This is a genomic window from Colwellia sp. MB02u-9 (genome assembly GCF_014077085.1).
In the GTDB taxonomy this organism is placed as follows: domain Bacteria; phylum Pseudomonadota; class Gammaproteobacteria; order Enterobacterales; family Alteromonadaceae; genus Cognaticolwellia.
Genome location: NZ_JACGVF010000059.1, coordinates 61,336 through 79,879, shown reverse-complemented (window position 1 = coordinate 79,879; position 18,544 = coordinate 61,336). Strand labels below are relative to the sequence as shown.

Genomic DNA, 18,544 nt, shown 5'->3' with positions numbered 1-18,544 from the left:
AAGTTATGTTGGAGAAGCACTCGCTTCTTTTGTAAAGGCGAAGCTGGCTTTGTTTTTAAAGACAAAGCGATTTACCAGTAAGGCAAATGAAACACATGCAATTAAAGTGATAAACATTAAGTGGATATAATGTAAACCAAATGGTGCATGAAATGGTGAAAATTCAAATGACAATGAACCGTATAATAAAACACCAAAAAAGACTGCTGCTATACCTGCGTTCGCATGTACGCCCTTAAATAATAAACCAACAATAAATATTGATAGTATAGGCATACTAAATAAACCCCATAACTGCTGAAGTAAATTAATGATACTTTCAGCTTGTTGATACACAGGAACGAGAGCCAGGGTAACTATGGTAAGCCCAGCGGTGATCCACGCACTGAGTTTTTGTACATTTATGTTTTTATTAATATAAGGTTCATGGAAGTCACAAACATACAAAGCGGTTGCAGAGTTTAAATTACTATTATAGGTTGAGAGCACAGCAGCAGCCATTGCAGCGGCAAAAACTCCAGAGAGCCATCCGGGTAATAAATCCCCAACAATCTGTCCATAAGCAGTATCACCTATATCCCCGTAGAGTTTAAAAGAAACTATCCCAGGGATAACTATAATGGCAGGTACGATAATAATTCGAATGAACACCGCAGCAAATACACCTTTTTGGGCTTCCTTAAGGTTAGGGGCTGCCATTGCTCTTTGGGTGATAACTTGGTTTGTTCCCCAATAGAACATTTGAATAAAAATCATACCTGTTAGTAATGTAGGCCAAGGTATTGGAGAATCGTTATCACCAATAAGTGTTAATCTTTCCTCAGGAATACCTGAAAAGTCATAATCAATCGCATTCAAAGATAAAAATAAGACAACAATAGCCATTCCTAGCAGTAACACGCCGGAATAAGTATCTGATACGGCAACCGCTCTAAGACCGCCAAATATTGCGTAAAGTGCACCTAACGTTGCAAAAGCAGTAGCAATGTACATTAAAGGAATGTCGACTTTGAACATTGTCTGCATAAATAATGAACCAGAATAAATCACTGCAGGGCAAAATATTAATGCACTACTGAGAAAAAACATCCCACCGATAACGGCGCGAATATGTTTGTTATTATAACGTTTCTCTAATAGTTCTGTGGTTGTGGTGCAGTTGTATTTATAATAGACAGGTAAAAAAACCTTCGCGAGAAGTATCAAGCCAATAACAGCGGCAAACTCCCACCATGCTAACAAGGCCATTTGTGTACCGTTTGACCCAACTAATTGGTCAGTACTTAAGTTAGTGAGTGTTATTGAACCAGCGACAAAATACCAAGCCAAGCCACCACCTGCTAAAAAGTACTCCTTATTTTGTTGATTTTTTCCCTTCCCTCTACCGTGCCCTTTGCATTTTAAATAGGTTAAAAATGCAATTAACATAGTGATAAATAAAAATACTGCTATTTGAATATTCACGGATTCCCCTTACTAATCTTAGTTAGTTAATTAATTATTTTATTGGTTATTTAATTTAATAATGGCAACATCATAAGGGCTCATGGAAGCTTGCCCCAATAGATATGTCCCCATATTTTTTGCTGGGAAAGTTTGTGCTATTCCCGCATAGTTAAAGATGTAAGCGAGATCACCACGATACACAATCCGCATATCTTTAGGTAACCTTACCGTGGCAATATCGAGCTCTGTTGCTAAGTGCTCAAACTGTTCAATTAGAAAGTCATCACAAGTTAAGGTGGCGATATAACTTGTATTTTCATGACGAACAACAGCGGGTGATTGATCGTGATATCTAGCATCGACGATAACGTCTTTGGTTATTTCTAACTCTTCACGCCAACATCTGCTTTCAAAGGTTTTATCTTTATAGTTCAATTGTTCACTACAATCTGGACGTATGGTTTCAGTTGACAATACTTTGATGGGCAACAAGGCTTGAAGTTTTCCTGGAGGTAAGTTCGGTGCTAATGAAAGCTCGTCGGTTTTCCCCCCTGAACGTGGGCCAAAAACAAAATGAGCATTCGAGTCTTTACATTTTTCTATGAAAGCATCGTCGACAATCGGTAAGCATGGTGCAAGAATTAAATCGTATTGGCTAAAATCACCTTTAATCGAAATAAAATCTACAACTAGGCCTAATTGGCGCAATGCTGAATAGTAGGAGAACTCTATTTGTTGGTGGTTGTAACTGTCGCCTTGGCGTTCAATTTCACTCACCCATTGGTTAGTCGTACCTGATAATATAGCAACTCTTGCTTGTATTGGTGCATCAATAGAAAATTCTACGGTTTTTAGCTCATCGCGCATTTGTTCGATTTCTGCCCATGCGGCTGATTTTGAATTATCATTTCTTTTAACGCCTGCATGCATTTGCTCTTGAGCAAACGGTGCTTGGCGCCAACGAAAATAACAGACACAATCTGCTCCATGTGCAAAAGCTTGCCATGACCACAAACGTACCATGCCTTTTTCTGGACGAGGATTGTGATGTGCCCAATTTACAGGACCTGGTTGTTGCTCCATGATCCAGAAGTTCTTTTTACTGATACCGCGACTTTGATCAAAGTCATAACTGGCAAAGTCTGGGTGGCCAGTACGCATATAAGGTTTGAATTCTTTAGCAGGTTTATCTTTAAAGAACATGTCAGATCGACCTAGTGGATAATTATCATAACTAACAAAATCTAGATTTTCAGCGAGAGCATAATTATCAGTTTGGGTGTCCACCATGGGAATAAAATTATGGGTGACAAACCTATTCGGTGCATATTGGCGAATTATCGCTATCATTTTGTTATGAAACTGGATCACCTGATCTGAGCTAAAACGTCGATAAGCTAATTGGTGAGCGGGGTGAGTTTCTGTAACCGCTAATATAGGGAGTTCAATTTGATCGAAGCTTTGATATTCCATTGACCAAAAAACGGTGCCCCAATCGGTATTAAGTTTATCAATTGTTTTATAACGCGTTTGACACCAAGCATGAAATGCTTTTTTTGCCGTAGGTGAACCACTGTGAGTGGTATCATGACATGCAATTTCATTATCAGTTTGCCAACCGCATATTGCTGGATGTTCACCATAACGCTTTGCTAAAACTTCAGAAATACGCATTGCTTCACGAAAATAATTTTTGCTAGAAAAATCATAGTGTCGACGAGAGCCAAAGCCACGCTTTGTTCCTGTATTAATATCAACAGGTAAAATATCAGGATATTTATCAATCAACCATTTTGGTGGGGTCGCTGTCGGCGTACACATAATGACTTCTAAACCAGCATTAGCTAAAGTCTCTATTGCACGGTCTAACCAGTCGAAAGTATAAACACCTTCACTGAACTCTATTCTTGACCAAGCAAATTCGCCAATACGAACATAACGTAAGCCAAGCTCGCGCATTTCTTTAGCATCTTGTGCCCACATTTTTTCTGGCCAATGCTCTGGATAATAACAAACACCTAACATTTACTTTTTACCAATTTATTATTTGAAAGTATATTATGCATATTAACCTTATTTATATGATATATTCCAGTGAAATTATTAATGTGTTATCTTAAGCAGTTGTTTGGCAGTTCTTGATGCTTTAGATCAAATAATGCAATTCAGTAAATATATTAATATAGTAATCATAATTACATTTAATAAACTATAAATAAAAATCAATTTTAAATTTAAATTTGAAGGACGTTTACAATGAAATCAGACCAACACTTTGTTCAGCTCAATAGTTCTAATGCTAGCTTAATTATTGATTGCCAGAGTAAAACACCCGCTATAATTTATTGGGGAAAGCTATTATCTAAACAAACTTCTGCAGATATGTTATCGCTACTGTCTACTCGCCAAGAAGCAAAATGTTCGTTGGTTATTGAAGCGCCTATTTCATTGTCTCCTCTTTTAGGAGAGGGTTTTACAGGATCTCCAGGTATTGAAATTAACAATCACGATTATGCATGGTCATTGGGTGGTGAACTTGTTGATATTATTCAGATAGATGAACATAAAGTTTGTTTTGAAACGCTAGATGATATTCGCCAAATTAAAGTAGTCCATACACTTTCATTAGATCACGATACTGATGTGTTGAGTGCATATACTGAGTTAGTGAATCTGAGTGAACAATCAGTAACGGTTAATTGGTGTGCGACACCCACAATTCCGTTGTCTGATCAAATGAATAAAATAATGTCTTTTGAAGGACGATGGTCAAATGAATTTCAATGCCATTCACTTGATCTATTTCTGGGCAGTTTTGTACGTGAAAACCGTAAAGGAAAAACCTCTCATGACAACTTTCCTGGGATGGTAATGCACAATAATTTCACCCATGAACAAGCGGGTGAATGCTTCGGCTTTCATCTTGGTTGGAGCGGTAACCATAAAATGCGTGCAGAACTGTTGCCTGAAGGTCGCAGTTATGTCCAATTAGGTGAATTATTAATGCCGGGAGAGATAGTATTGTTGCCGCAACAATCGTATCAAAGCCCAACACTCTATGCTGGCTATTCTGATCAAGGCTTTAGTGGCTTATCTAACTGTTTCCATCAATATGTTCGCAGTGAATTATTATCGCCAAAACTCAGCCAAAAGCCCCGTCCTGTACATTATAATACATGGGAAGGGATATACTTTGAGCATGATGTCGACACATTGAAAGAGCTTGCGAATAAAGTCGCAGGATTAGGAGCCGAGCGTTTTGTTTTAGATGACGGATGGTTTAAAGGCCGTCGTGGAGATTTTGCTGGTTTAGGTGATTGGGTTGTTGACAAAGAAATTTATCCTAACGGTTTATCGCCTCTTATTGATCATGTTAATCAACAGGGCATGGAATTTGGACTATGGTTTGAACCTGAAATGGTGAACCCAGACAGTGATTTATATCGCGCGCACCCTGACTGGGTTTTAGCAACAGCAGGTAATCAACAATTAAACTTTCGTAACCAGTTAGTACTCGATTTATCACGTAACGAAGTGGTTGATTATTTATTTCATGCGATTGATGACATTCTTACCGAATATCCTAAAATTGTTTATATTAAGTGGGATATGAATCGAGACATTAATCACGCAGGTAACGCACAAGGCAAGCCTGCTATACATCAACAAACAACAGCTTTATATCAATTAATTGATCGCATAAAGCAAAAGCACTCACATGTTGAAATTGAGAGTTGTTCTTCAGGTGGAGCTCGTGTGGATTATGGTATACTGGCTCATACTGACCGCGTGTGGACCTCAGATTCGAATGATGCTTTAGATAGGTTAACGATTCAACGAGGTTGTTCATTCTTCTTCCCTAGTGAAGTCATGGGCGCTCATATCGGGCCAAGAGAATGCCATATCACAGGTAGAATTGTCAGTATGGAAATGCGTGCTGCAGTGGCATTTTTTGGTCATATGGGGTTAGAAATGGACCCCAGAGAATTAACGGATGAAGACTGTGAACAGTTATCTACAATTATTGCGTTACATAAAAAACATCGTCAATTAATTCACAGTGGTGAGTTAATTCGTTTGAATCAAGATGGTGACTCAATTAATTTTGGTATAATTAACCAGGATAAATCACAAGCACTTTTTGCTTATAATAGTATTAATGAAACGAAAAGAACTACACCACCTAAGTATAGATTTGTCGGGTTATCTGCAGATAAAGTCTATAAATTAACACTGGTTTGGCCTACTAAACTTAAGGAATATTCACCTTCTGTTTTAAGTAAAATTCAGGGCCAAAAGTTTTCGGGTGAATCACTTATGCAGTTGGGCATGCAGTTGCCAGTATTATTTCCTCAGACGTCATTAATTTTTGAATTGAACGATACGCAATAACTGTTTTAAATATATTTGGATTTTTTAACGTCGACATAAAAGGGATTTAGTCGTTGAAATTAAAAAAATTCAGAGAATGTTTTAATACAAAATGTTCAATACTGAAAGGGCATAAGCCATGTTTTGATTGATTATCTTACAAAACATGGCTGAATACGTTTTAACCTTCTCGTTGAAAGCTTAAGCCTGCATTTTATTATTAAGTGAGCAACACCATTGTAGTCAATAGTGTTTCGAGTATAGGCTAAGTTTCTTTAGGAGTAATAGACATTGATATTGTCATTCTTTCTTGAGGGTTTAACGTCATAATGCCCGTATTATCGATCCCGTTGTTTGACATATTTATAGCATCGGTACTGTGAGTAACAGGTTCAAAACAAAAGTAGTTTTGATTTTTTGGACTGTATACCACGATAAACTTACAGTTTGAAGACGTGGTTATATCGGCTTTAGCCTTCCATTCAGGCCAAACGATTGTCGCTGCAGCAGAAAAACCAGTAAATACATTATCTAAATTACTATTCGTGATTAATAACCCTTCCGACTTAGCCAACGATTTAGGCGCACCGATAAGTGTTGTTGGCATACTTTCGTCATCCACAGCCCACATCTGTTCGACAGAACATTTTAAAGATGTTTTTTTCGTTAAGCTAAAGTAAGGGTGTAATCCTAATCCTGCCGGCATTTGACTCTTTGAGTTATTCATTAATGAAAGCTCAATACTCAACGCACTGCCTTTAAGTGTAAAAATTTGTTGAGCGCTATAAGAGAAAGGCCATTCGGCTTGTTGATAATGATATTCGAGCGTTAAGTTAGTATCGGTTTGATGTATAACCTTCCAAGGTAATTGCCAACCATGTCCATGAATACTGTGCTTTTCAGGTAAATGATTCAGCGGAAGTTGACTACTTTTTTCTTGCCAATTTAAAAGACCATATTTAATACGGTTAGAATAGGGTACAAGCGGGAAACAGCTACTACCTAGCACAGATTTTGCGTTATTGCTGTTTCTTAATATAGGTACAAAGCTATTATGTAATTTGGCATCATAAGCCAAAATAGCTCCACCTAATTCAGGTGAAATCTCTATGCTAGCAATATCACTCTTTAAAAATATTGAGGCCATAATTGAGTTAAATATTATTTATATGATAATTTAGCTAAATTAAAACACTAAGATGTAGTCTTGTCTAGTGATAAATTTAGGATAATTAAGGGGATTTGTATTATTTTATGAAGACCAGTTAAAGCAAATTGTGCACTGAGGGTCTACTAAACCAGAAGCACCAGTTAACTGATAAATAAAGAGGTTACCTGATAAGGGTTCTTTGGTGAGAGCGGAACTGGATAAGCCTTGTTTAGCGCTGGTGATTATTAACCAATCTAAGTTTTCGCCTCCGATAGTAACACATGAAGGTTGTGATACGGGGAGCACTATTGATAAGTCAATTTCGCCATTACAATTATATCTTATGACTTTACTGCTACCCCATTGCGCATTCCATAAGTAATCTTGGGCGTCTACTATTGAACCGTCAGGGAACGTTGAAGTGTTTGTGGTTGCAAATAGTTTTTTATTGCTGATTGCGGCTTTTTCTTTACAAAAATCATATTGAAATATTTGATGGCTAGGAGAATCTGCATGATAGAGAATATCTCCTGCTTTGTTCCAACATAAACTATTAGAAATAAGTAAATCATCCATCTTTTTATGGCAGTTAAGTTGATGATCAACGCAATATAACGCGGATTTCTGTTTGGGTGTACTTGTTGATTCAACCATTGATCCTGCCCAAAATCGTCCTTGTTTATCTACTCGACCATCATTAAGACGGTTACCTTTTATGTGAAGCTCAGGTTGATTTATCCAATCTATCTCAGATGTTATAAAGTTATATCGAGCAAACCCCTGTTCAAAGGCTGCAATGATTTGATTATTAACTGGAGTAAATGCAAAGCTGCCCATACGTTGAGGTAATGTAAATTTTTCTAATACCTCACTGGAAATATAATATCGGTACAAATCACATGCTTCAATATCTAGCCAATAAATAGCTTGTTGCTCGTCATGCCATAAAACGCCTTCACCTAACTGACATTGACAAGGAATAATTTTCAATAACGTAGCTGTTGTAGTACTCATTATGTTTGCCATTGTTTATTTATATTAGTATTGGGGGTTATATTGAGTACTTTATTTAATTTAATTACGTTAGCCGTAGTTTCATCAAGAGAGTCATTACTTTGATATAAACTACTCCCAAAGCCTAAAGCACTAGCCCCAGATGATAACCATTGTAAAACGTTATTTTGTGAAACTCCTCCAACAGGAATGATATGTACGTCATTAGGTAAAACAGATTTTAGTGCCTTAACATGACTAAAACCGTAAGTTTGTGCGGGAAATAGTTTCAACCACCTTGCTCCTGCTTGATAAGCTAAAATGGCTTCGGTTGGTGTTGCTACTCCAGCTATAACATGTAATTTTTTTGATTGGCAATATTGAATTAAATCTGGGTCACAATGTGGTGAAACAATGAGTTTACCGCCAACATTTTCTATTTGTATAATTTGTTCTACGTTGAACACGGTACCAGCACCAATTAAGCAGTCATCTGGCAGAGCATTAACAAGTTTTTCAATCGACTTAATTGCTTGAGGCGAATTTAAAGGCACTTCAATGACACGGATCCCATGAGCGTATAAACATTGTGCTATTTCGACGACAGCTTCAGGTGTTATTCCACGTAAAATAGCAATGACAGGGTGCTTTTGAATATGTTTTTCCAACGATAATCCTTAGTTAATTGACTCTTAGCTTTTAGTGTTCTGGCTTGGATAATGCTGAAACTTGCTGGTATACGGCATTAAAACCTAATAAAGTCATGTCAGTAACTTCGCATATATTTGTTTTGATCCCATGCATTTCGAGTACTTGTGAAAATTGCTGACTTAAATGCTTAGTACCTATGATTGACACTTCACCTAATTCAGATAATTGCCATTCCTCTGCATTTAATGCGGCGCGTACATCGCTACCAATTAACAAACCGGATAAATAGGAAGATGCTTGCGAATGAGTTAACTCTCCAAAAAGTTGCTTACTCCTCACACTAAATAAACCGTGAGTAAAACTACCTAATTCACTTTTTAGCGTAAAGTCAGCGCCTTTTTTAAATGCAGGTTGATCGAAAGTCGCATTACCTTTTTGAATTAAAATACTGTGATTGGTTAACAAGTCAAAAAGTTCACCTGTCATCGCTGTTTTAAAGAGTTCAACTTTACCTTCTTTAATCAACACCCATTTAGTATGAGTGCCAGGTAAACAAACTAGATGTGTCCCTTTAAATCTTTGAGTATCTTGTTGTAACCACCCAAGCGTTTGCAGCTCTTCACCTCGCATCACATCATAATTATCATTACTTAAACGACAGCTCAACCCCGGAATAATAGTAATTTCATGGCCAGCACAAGTAAAGTTAACACCTTTTGCTGCTATGCCTTCAAGTTTGGTTGGGCAAGGGAGGTAGTCAGTTTCTTTCCAACCAAGACTTGAGCCAATTTGTCCGATCATAAAAATAGGAACTTTGCCATATTGTGAAAGCCAAGGGGAAATACAGTCAAATAGGGTTTGTTCAAAGCTATGAATAACTTTATTTACCCCTAAGCTATACGCTTTATCAACCAATGTCAGGGGATTATCTTTATTTACTTTACATAAAAAAGCACGTAAATGGCTTGTTCCCCAATCAACAGCAACAATATATTCATGAATTAACAATTATGTTCTCCCACCATCAATTATTATGCTTTGTCCTGTGATTAACGCACTGTCATCCGAGGCTAAAAATAAGGCTAAATTTGCAACATCTTCTGGCAAAATTCTTGTTTTAAGCGCCATAGATTCAGTCCATTTGTCTTCTTCTTTATTCGTCAACCAGCTTGCTAATTGACGTTCAGTTGCTACCCAGCCAGGAACTATTGCATTAACCCTAATATTTTGATCACCAAATTCTTTTGAGAGGGCTTTGGTCATGCCTATCAATCCGGCTTTAGCGGTAACATACCCTGTCATATGTTGTTGCCCCATTAATGCATTGATAGAGCTGAAGTTGATGATGCTACCTGAGGCATTTTTTTTCATAATGCTATATGCAGCTTGAGCAGAAAAAAATGCAGGGTCTAGATTGACTTGCATACATTTATGCCAATCATGTGCCGAAATTTTTTCAATATCTTGACGGTTATCATTACCAACATTATTGACGAGTACATCTAAACTGCCAAAATGCTCTGCGGCATCGGTAATGGCTTGTTGTAATGATTCAGATTTTGTCACGTCAATCGCTCTAAACCAGACATTATCGAGTGTGGTTAAAGGCAAGTTACTTATTAATTCTTCAGCTAGATCTTGATTTAAATCTATAAAGGCTACTTTTGCTTCTTGCTGCACAAACGCTTTAACCATAGATGCACCAATACCACTGGCGCCACCAGTAATAAAAACGACTTTATCTTTTAAATTATTATATTGAGTTAATAAACCCACTTTAATACTCCAACTAGTTAAAAAGGTTATATATTTTTCTTAATAGCAAACAAAAAATTATGATGCCTTGTCTGGTAATACCCCCATTTTAATGGCGGTCGGTAGTAGACATTTTACTCTGTGTTAGTTTGATTTTTTGGATTGGAGTCATATCGCCAATCCCCATGTTAGGTCGCTCATGGTTATAAGTCTATAACCATTATGTTGCTCTGTTTCGTAACTTTCAATATCACGATAAATGTAATGACTGAGCCAGTCATATCTTACTGTCCGATTAAAACGCTAAATATATGCGTTTTTCTGTGGTTTACCTGGCTGAATAAAGCATAATTCAAAACTCCAGTTACTTTTCTTGAACGTTAAAGCCAGAGGAAAATTGCTATTTTTCATGATCACACCTCAGCTTTGGCTGATACCGATAGCAGGTTTCGCTAATGGAGAATATTCTACAGATTAGACTGATGCTGACATTATGATGATGTATCGCTTCTTGAACCATGACTTTACGCTTAGAAGCTTTCAGCACTTTTTTGCCAGTGCTTCCTGAATAATTTATGCTTTTACACGCTCTTCAGCAGACATTTTTTCAAAGGTCTACTTTATGCTTCTAGCTCTTGCATTCTTGCTATAAGTGAAGCATCCATGCCGCTTTATTTAAAACACCATTTTCAGCTTGCTTTAAAATAGCTAATATTTGACTGTCACTAAAGTGTTTGTTTTTCATGAATGTTCTCCTGCTTGTAGCGTAAGAGAAGATTCTACTTTTGACTTCGATTATTTTTAGGTGGGATTACCGTATTACTATTTATTAATGAGATAAATTTATATCATATTTTCATGAAATTAAATATGATATAACATATTAATTCACAAGTTCGGAACAGCACTAAATGAAGCATTCTCCTAGACAAAACCTAACCCATCAACTGACTCATGATCTAGGGATGGCAATAGTCAAAGGCACTTATCCAATTGGCCAAGGGCTGCCATCAGAAGCTGATCTTTGTTTGCAACATAATGTTAGTCGCAGTTCGACTCGTGAAGCCGTAAAAATGTTGTCGGCGAAAGGACTTATTTCATCACGTCCTAAACAGGGCATAAGAGTGTTGCCTGAAAGTAGCTGGAATATGTTTGATACTGATGTATTAACTTGGATACTAAGCAACAAACCTTCTCTGTCTTTGTTAAAAGAATTTACTCAAGTAAGGCTGGCGATAGAACCTCAAGCTGCAGCATTAGCGTCGATGAATGCTTCCTTTGAACAATTAGAAGATATTGATAAAGCGCTTATTCGTATGAAAGAAGCGGAACTAGGATTAGATGACCCTTTAGAGGCAGATATTGCATTTCATACCAGTATATTGGTTGCTAGTGGTAATCGATTCTTTGGGCAACTTACCGAGTTTATCAGTACTGCACTCAGAGTGAGTATACGTTACACAAATAAGATTAAAGGTGTACCAGGGGCTGATGTTAAAAAGCATGCTGAAATTATTGATACCATAAAATCTAGAAACCCCGAAAAAGCTCGTAACGCAGTGACAATTATTTTAGACGAAGCGCTAGAGTTAATTGAATCTCAATTGTAAAGGTAAAGCGCTTTTTGGTTGACCGTACTCTGTATCTTCACCGGGTGTTAAAGTCCCCGGTGTTGCTTGAATAACTTTATTTACCAGCCATTTATTTACAAATTAAAAATTTAGATTTTTGTGCCAATATAAGTGTATGTCAATATCTGCTAAATCCACAGGTAATCGATAAATAACCAAATACAGCAATTTTGCATACATTTTATCTTTTGTTTCTTTAGCGGTCAGTAACATATCACTAGCCGCGATAATACTAGATGCTGAAAATGTGTGTTGACACCTCAACTTATTTTACGTTGTTACCCATAACGTGCTAATTCGAAATATTCAAAACTGGCCTGTCGAGCGAGATGTGAAATGGCATAGTTAATGATGAATAGATATGAAAAGCCAGTCGCCTTATATTAAAGTATAGTGCCAAGCCAAGCCAAGCACTTATATTTCAAACAATTAAATATACCAAAAACACACTTTGCATATACTTTGCAAAAGTTAATTCCTGAGCGTACTCTTAATCCCAGTATTATTTACCTCTAAAACACTCAATAAATGGCTAAACAAGTTGCTAGACATGTAATAGATAAAACACTACATATTGTTAAATATGACAATAGAAATCTCTGGTACGCCCCTTTAGAATTGATAGAAAATGGTATACAAAAGATACTGAGAAAGAAGAACAAAATGATGCCATCCCAAAACGGCATTGAGCTACGTGCATTATATCCAATGAAGTTTGACCATGACATACCTATTGAAGGTAAATGTGGGAAGTCCATAATGCGTTTATCTTGCTGAGAAGAAGAATCGACTCAGATACAGAAAAATCTGTAAAGTAAAATTTTTGGATAGGTTATTTATTTTATACCAATCTCATTAAGTTTGTGATCTTGTTGTGCTGAGAAAAATCTATTAAACCGATCATTGTTTCTCCTATAGCTTTCAGTATATCTAGAGCCGAGATTATAGGAATTGGCATAAAAAACATAGAAGGACAATACTCCGCTTGGCCTTATTCATAATCTCTGGTTGTTGTTGAAAAAAGAAAAAACATTTCTGGCCTAGTTTTGATATTATTTAGAAAAAGCAGAAGTAGTTAAATTCATGCAGACTAAACAACTTACACATGCCGAGGGTCCACTCTGGCAAGAGGCTATTGCGTTGTATTGCGATATATTTCCTCAATGGGAGCGAGAGCCGATAGTTGACATTGAACAAGCTATTAACAACGGACAATCTCGATGCATCTTGCTGTGCAAAGATAATCGAGTGCTCGGTATGTCATTAACTGAGCTTTACTCGCCCTTGTCTTTTGCCATGTTAGGTTATTTATTCATTGCGCCGCATCATCAGGGCAAAGGTTTGGGCAAATTGCTATGCAATGAATTGTTTAATTTTTTCGATGCTAATGCTGATTTAAAATGGTTATTAGTCGAGGCCGAGTCGGGACCTGAAGACTTTTACAAGCAATTAGGGTTTACCACGCTCAATGTTGAATATCTTTCACCCCATTATGATAATATGCAATCAACGCCAATGGCATTGATGTATCACGCTAGCTCGAAACACCCCCCCCCCTCTAAATATCAACTTGCTGACATCATTGAACAAATATTCTTGCAAAGCTATTACCTGATGCCTGATGATCCAAGATTAGAGCAACAACGCAACCGTATCTTATCCAAGGAAAATTAATGTCATTCGAGCAGAACATCGGACAACAAATCATTTTAACCAAGTTTTTTGAATATATTCGCTCAGAAAATTTTGAACAATGTTTCCATTGGGCAAAAACAGAGTTACAAGCCAACAATTCTCCCGCTTTTACGCTTGTTAATCAATTAGAAGACCAAGCCACAATAACCACTCAAAGTATCGAGAACATTAACAACGATGAAATATTATTATTGTTTTGTGCTTGCTATGGCTACGCTCGCCACGAGGTCGAAGAGAGTAATTGGTATAATCATGCTGAAACATTAGTGCGCTCAAGCATTACCGCATTAAAAGCGTTACCCTCGTGTGCATTCAACAAAACGCTACAACAGTTCGCCGTAATTCAAGTTGATATTTGCTATATCGATCGCGGTATTTATACCAGTCAAGAATGGTTGATGGCACAAGCAGCTGAAAATATTGATGCCCACTTAGTATGTATTAACGAACTAACCGCTGAGTTTAATGACGTTGAGTGCCAATTATATTCTGAGCATTTAGTGCAAGAGTTCAATTCATATCGTCACTTTAGTGCAGGCGTTTCAATTATTGCCCAGTTGTGTGCTATCCGCTGGGGAGATCCTGAAATCCTTACTCAACAAATGGCCAAGCTTCGGCCAAAGTTTTTGGAAGCAGTAAAGGCATTAACCGACGATGACAAATACATTATGTCGACGGATTTGGAAGCGCTTTGGCCATCGTTAAGATTTTTTAGTGAAAATAGGCCAAAAGGTTCGGGAGAACTCTTTGTCGAACGTGGGGCAATTAATATTTCATACTTTGCTTGCGTCAATCACACGGTGACACGAGAGTTAAGGCAATCGCTATCAAACATCGTTGACCAAGCCCCAAAAACACATAAACTCTATCTTGAAGACTGGGGAGCAGAAGCACCTCAACGCAATATGCTAAATGATATTTGGGCTGGAATTTCAAAAAACTTTGAAGATATTTATTCATGGCAATTACCAGAATTAACTATGCCATTCCGCAATAAAAACGGCAAAGACTCCAATCTTAATTTTGCAGTTGAGTTGATTTATTATCCCATGGGTATTTTTGCACTAAACCTAAAAGCACAATTAAATAATGTTAGCGCAAGTGGCGTTCGACATGCCATGTCACTGGGCACCCCATTTGCTATGGACCAAAAAATGCGCTGGCACAATCAAAATATGGGCTTGCTAGAAGAGTTCGCTGAAAATCGTTTTATCGAATTAGCCAATAGCCTCAGTAGCAATTTTGATCATTATGAAAAACCTGTTTCTGACATCCTCTCGTTTAATAAAACAGAGAATCGCTACGTATCCACATTGCTGGACCGGATAGTTGAATGTGTCGATGGCGAGTGCGCTGCAGTCACGGCTAAATCGATTAAATCACATTTTGCTTACCCTGTTTTTGTCCTGCAGCAACGAGAGCTGCGAAGCGCGGTTGATGACTGGTGCCTTAGGACTGTGAACTCAGAATCGTTTAACTTGAACCAAGATTGCTATAACCATGAAGAGTTTGCTTATACCAATCATCATGAGTGCGTTTTAGGTCTACTTCAACAACCTAATTGGGTGATAGAACAATCTGCCGAAATGATGGGTGTTGCCGCCGCCATTAATAACTTATTTCAGCTCACCAATAAACGGTTAGATAAACAACTGAAATTTAGCTTAGATCAAGCATTGCCAACGCTGAGCGATAAAAAAATTACTGCTTCAAAGCTTAAATCACGTGTAGAAAAGTTACAAATTGAAGGGGAGTGCCTCAAACAGTTCACCAACGATGCCCATTGGTTACTGGATTTGATAAGCGCAGGTAGTATGATGACCTTTCCGGATCATACACGTATGATCCAAAAGGTCTTCAAGCATATGGATTTTGAAAAACTCCATATCCGCACTCAGAGCACTTTAGATAAGATTCAAAATCGCCAAGAAGAAATTATTTCAGAAACAGCCAAGCTGTATGAAAAGATACGCACTCGAAATAGTAAACGCTTCACCCGTGTTTTATCTGGTTCAATGGCATTAATATCTATAGGTGCACTGAAAGATATCTTTGATATCCTTAACGGCAGCAAGTTAGGGGTTAACATTTCAGGCCCCCTACAGGTGAGTATTGTGGTCTTATTCGCAATGATGCTGATTATCTTGCTAGTAAATAAGAATGGCAATGAAAAATAACAGCTAGACGAAATTGTACAGTCTAGGCAAGATATGGATTTAAAATTCTGAATTTAAAAAACAAAAAGCCCCGACTCTTTCGAATCAGGGCTTTCATATTTTGGTACCGCAGGACGGACTTGAACCGTCACTTCTTTCGAAACCGGATTTTGAATCCCCTTAAGCTGCCTAAACAATGCCAGCTGTAATCTGCTGCTAAATTTTAATGATAAAAATTCTCAACCTGCCTGAATTATCAACTTAAGTGGCACTAGTCAATTATTATCAATTCTATTGCGCTTGTGTCCATTGGATCTTCTGGTACAATCTGTTTCAATTACAGTCAACTTTAAGTGATGTGGAGCCACATGGTTATAAAAGCGAACAGCCCAGCAGGATTTGCCGAGCAGTATATTGTAGAATCTATTTGGAATGGTGGATTTCCACCGGGTACTATTTTGCCCGCTGAACGTGAATTATCAGAACTTATCGGCGTCACAAGAACGACATTAAGAGAAGTGCTACAACGTTTAGCACGCGATGGTTGGTTAACCATTAAACATGGTAAGCCGACAAAAGTTAATAATTTTTGGGAAACGTCTAGCCTTAACATTCTTGAAACGTTAGCGCAGCTTGATCAAGAAGGAATTCCTGATTTAGTGGATAATTTAATGTCGGCGCGTACCAATATTAGTGCAATATATGTCCGTGGCGCAATTAAAAATAATCCAGAAAAAACCATTGAATTATTGTCAGCCATTGAAGATGTTGAAGATACTGGCGAAGCGTTTGCGGAATTTGATTACAAGCTCAATAAAGACTTGGTTGTAGCCTCAGGAAACTCTATTTATTTATTGATTCTAAATGGTTTTAGAGGTTTGTATTCGCGTTTAGGTACTTTGTATTATTCTCATCCGCGCGGCCGTGAAATATCACGAAACTATTATAAAAAACTGATTGAACTAGCTAAAGCGGGCCAATGCGACGAAGCTGTATTTGCGGTCAGAAAATATGGTATTGAGTCAGGTAAACTTTGGATTGAGCTAAAAGACGAAGTATTAAAAGAACTTGCTGAATAACTAATAAATAATAGCTGAGCAGCAATAACCTGAAGTTAACGTTATTATGTAAAGTAAATCATGCAAAGTAAATCAGGCAACTAAATAGTTGCCTTTTTTTTTGCCAATTCATCTGGCTCTGGGCATTGCGCAATAATTTCGTCAACCCCGTATTTATTCTCTTGTAGCAGTTTCACATCAAATTTCCACAGGTAATATAAGTGCTTTAACACCTCATCTTTAGAGTCAGCGAGTGATACTTTTTGATGCGGAATATAGCGTAAAGTTAATGAGCGATCGCCACTAACATCGGCATTAATAATTTGGATGTTTGCTTCTAGGTTACTTAAATTGTATTGGTCAGATAACATAGTTCGAATTTGTTGATAGCCACTTTGATTATGAATAGCGCCCACTTCAATGTAGTTCTTATCACTGTCATCGTGTAAATGAAATAGTTTAAAATCTCGCATTAATTTTGGTGATAAAAATTGGCTTATAAAGCTTTCATCTTTAAAGTTTTCCATAGCAAAATGCACAGTATCAAGCCAATTACTGCCGGCTATTTCTGGAAACCAAAGCTTGTCTTCCTCACTTGGATTTTCACATATCCGTCTAATATCCATAAACATATTAAAGCCTAGTGCATAGGGATTGATACCTGAATAATAGCGGCTGTTATAGTCAAGTTGTGCAACCACATTAGTATGATTATGTAAAAACTCCAGCATGAAGGTATCTGTTACTAAGCCTTCATCGTAGAGATGATTTAGGATAGTGTAGTGCCAAAAACAAGCCCAGCCTTCATTCATCACTTGCGTTTGCTTTTGAGGGTAAAAGTACTGAGAAATTTTTCGGACAATGCGTACTAATTCTCGTTGCCAAGGTTTTAATAGCGGGGCATTTTTCTCGATAAAATAAAGGATGTTTTCTTGGGGCTCGGTTGGAAAAGTTGCCTTGGTTTTTTTGCCTTCTGTCTCATTAGCTGCACCAATTCGCCACAGCATGTTTACTTGTGACTGCAGATAAGTTTCACGTTCTTTTTGACGTTTTAATTCTGCTTCCATTGATATTTTTTGTGGTCGTTTATAACGGTCAACACCATGATTCATTAGGGCATGGCAAGCATCAAGGCAAGCTTCAACCTCGTCAATACCATGTTTATTTTCGCAGTCAGCAATATATTTTTTAGCAAACAGTAAGTAGTCAATAATCGAACTCGCGTCTGTCCATGATTTAAATAAATAGTTACCTTTGAAAAATGAGTTATGCCCATAACAAGCATGTGCCATAACAAGGGCTTGCATCGCCATGGTGTTTTCTTCCATTAAATACGCAATGCAGGGGTCTGAGTTAATAACAATTTCATAAGCTAAGCCCATTTGTCCGCGTTTATAAGTTTGCTCGGTTTGAATAAATCTCTTACCAAAGGTCCAATGATTATAACCAATAGGCATGCCGACACCCGCGTAGGCGTCCATCATTTGCTCGGCGGTGATCACTTCAATTTGGTTAGTGTAGGTATCTAAACGATAATGTTCCGCAACACGCTCAATTTCACTTTGGTATTGTTCAAGCTTTGTAAATGTCCAGTCACTGCTATCGTCAAGTGGTTTACGTTTAGTCATAAAAGCTCCA

General features: G+C 37.5%; 13 protein-coding genes, 1 tRNA gene and 1 pseudogene. 5 read left to right on the top strand and 10 right to left on the bottom strand.

Annotation, left to right across the window (positions count from 1 at the left end; genetic code table 11):
• Positions 1 to 3: 3 nt before the first annotated feature.
• Positions 4 to 1,428 (bottom strand): SLC5 family protein, encoded by a 1,425-nt coding sequence (locus tag H4J65_RS00775; RefSeq protein ID WP_182194312.1) that lies wholly within the window; start codon positions 1,426 to 1,428, stop codon positions 4 to 6.
• A gap of 75 nt (positions 1,429 to 1,503) precedes the next feature.
• On the bottom strand, positions 1,504 to 3,471 hold the full coding sequence (locus H4J65_RS00770; RefSeq protein ID WP_182194256.1) for a beta-galactosidase: 1,968 nt from the start codon (positions 3,469 to 3,471) through the stop codon (positions 1,504 to 1,506).
• 231 nt (positions 3,472 to 3,702) lie between these two features.
• On the opposite strand from H4J65_RS00770, the gene H4J65_RS00765 reads away from it, so the two are divergent.
• Entirely contained in the window at positions 3,703 to 5,838 is a 2,136-nt protein-coding gene (locus H4J65_RS00765) for an alpha-galactosidase (protein ID WP_182194252.1), read from the top strand.
• A 244-nt stretch (positions 5,839 to 6,082) separates the two neighbouring features.
• On the opposite strand, the gene H4J65_RS00760 is transcribed toward H4J65_RS00765, so the two are convergent.
• The 6 genes and pseudogenes from H4J65_RS00760 to H4J65_RS00735 form a co-directional block, all read right to left on the bottom strand.
• The gene (locus tag H4J65_RS00760; RefSeq protein WP_182194248.1) at positions 6,083 to 6,964 is read right to left on the bottom strand and encodes an aldose 1-epimerase; all 882 of its coding nucleotides are present in this window, start codon (positions 6,962 to 6,964) and stop codon (positions 6,083 to 6,085) included.
• A gap of 105 nt (positions 6,965 to 7,069) precedes the next feature.
• Complete coding sequence (locus H4J65_RS00755; protein ID WP_182194246.1) at positions 7,070 to 7,981, bottom strand: SMP-30/gluconolactonase/LRE family protein; 912 nt, start codon at positions 7,979 to 7,981, stop codon at positions 7,070 to 7,072.
• On the bottom strand, positions 7,981 to 8,628 hold the full coding sequence (locus H4J65_RS00750; RefSeq protein ID WP_182194242.1) for a 2-dehydro-3-deoxy-6-phosphogalactonate aldolase: 648 nt from the start codon (positions 8,626 to 8,628) through the stop codon (positions 7,981 to 7,983). The genes H4J65_RS00755 and H4J65_RS00750 overlap by 1 nt, the downstream gene beginning before the upstream one ends.
• 31 nt (positions 8,629 to 8,659) lie before the next feature.
• Positions 8,660 to 9,619, bottom strand: coding sequence for a 2-dehydro-3-deoxygalactonokinase (locus H4J65_RS00745; RefSeq protein WP_182194237.1), 960 nt, complete (start codon positions 9,617 to 9,619; stop codon positions 8,660 to 8,662).
• Complete coding sequence (locus H4J65_RS00740) at positions 9,620 to 10,387, bottom strand: SDR family NAD(P)-dependent oxidoreductase (protein ID WP_182194233.1); 768 nt, start codon at positions 10,385 to 10,387, stop codon at positions 9,620 to 9,622.
• Between the two features lie 88 nt (positions 10,388 to 10,475).
• Positions 10,476 to 11,111 (bottom strand): annotated as a pseudogene (locus tag H4J65_RS00735) (integrase core domain-containing protein).
• A gap of 166 nt (positions 11,112 to 11,277) precedes the next feature.
• On the opposite strand from H4J65_RS00735, the gene H4J65_RS00730 reads away from it, so the two are divergent.
• The 3 genes from H4J65_RS00730 (at position 11,278) to H4J65_RS00720 (ending at position 15,869) form a co-directional block, all read left to right on the top strand.
• The gene (locus H4J65_RS00730; protein WP_182194229.1) at positions 11,278 to 11,976 is read left to right on the top strand and encodes a FadR/GntR family transcriptional regulator; all 699 of its coding nucleotides are present in this window, start codon (positions 11,278 to 11,280) and stop codon (positions 11,974 to 11,976) included.
• A gap of 1,104 nt (positions 11,977 to 13,080) precedes the next feature.
• Complete coding sequence (locus H4J65_RS00725) at positions 13,081 to 13,671, top strand: GNAT family N-acetyltransferase (protein WP_182194226.1); 591 nt, start codon at positions 13,081 to 13,083, stop codon at positions 13,669 to 13,671.
• Positions 13,671 to 15,869, top strand: a complete 2,199-nt coding sequence (locus H4J65_RS00720; RefSeq protein WP_182194222.1) for a hypothetical protein — start codon at positions 13,671 to 13,673, stop codon at positions 15,867 to 15,869. Before H4J65_RS00725 ends, H4J65_RS00720 begins: the two co-directional genes overlap by 1 nt.
• Before the next feature lie 101 nt (positions 15,870 to 15,970).
• Here the strand turns inward: H4J65_RS00720 and H4J65_RS00715 are convergent.
• Positions 15,971 to 16,065 (bottom strand) — tRNA-Leu (locus H4J65_RS00715).
• A 151-nt stretch (positions 16,066 to 16,216) separates the two neighbouring features.
• Between H4J65_RS00715 and fadR the strand changes: the two genes are divergently transcribed.
• Positions 16,217 to 16,927 (top strand): fatty acid metabolism transcriptional regulator FadR, encoded by a 711-nt coding sequence (gene fadR / locus H4J65_RS00710; RefSeq protein WP_182135195.1) that lies wholly within the window; start codon positions 16,217 to 16,219, stop codon positions 16,925 to 16,927.
• 80 nt (positions 16,928 to 17,007) lie between these two features.
• Here the strand turns inward: fadR and H4J65_RS00705 are convergent, their stop codons facing one another.
• Positions 17,008 to 18,534 carry a SpoVR family protein gene (locus tag H4J65_RS00705; RefSeq protein WP_182194218.1) on the bottom strand — a complete coding sequence of 509 codons (1,527 nt, stop codon included), beginning with the start codon at positions 18,532 to 18,534 and terminating at the stop codon, positions 17,008 to 17,010.
• Positions 18,535 to 18,544 lie beyond the last annotated feature (10 nt).